The following is a 244-nucleotide window of genomic DNA, read 5'->3' as shown; positions in this document are numbered from 1 at the left end:
GAACCGGGGGTGGCTTCCATCTGGCGCAGCAGAGCGTTCATTTCTTCACCTTTCATGCGGCGACCGGAACGCACAGAACCGTGACATGCCATTGTCGCAGCCACATGATTGAGCATATCTTTCAGCCCGTTGGCGGTGTCATGCTCAGCAATTTCATCCGCCAGATCACGGATCAGTTGCTGCACATCCATTTCGCCGAGCATGGAGGGTGTTTCACGAACCGCCACCGCACCGGGGCCGAAAC

The 244-nt window shown here is 57.4% G+C and carries 1 pseudogene; it reads right to left on the bottom strand.

Going from position 1 to position 244, the window contains the following annotated elements:
• A pseudogene (locus HBA93_RS22870) lies at positions 1-244 on the bottom strand (DNA mismatch repair endonuclease MutL); the annotation flags it as partial.

Source organism: Ochrobactrum sp. SFR4, assembly GCF_019730395.1.
In the GTDB taxonomy this organism is placed as follows: domain Bacteria; phylum Pseudomonadota; class Alphaproteobacteria; order Rhizobiales; family Rhizobiaceae; genus Pseudochrobactrum.
This window is presented reverse-complemented; position numbering and strand designations above follow the sequence as displayed.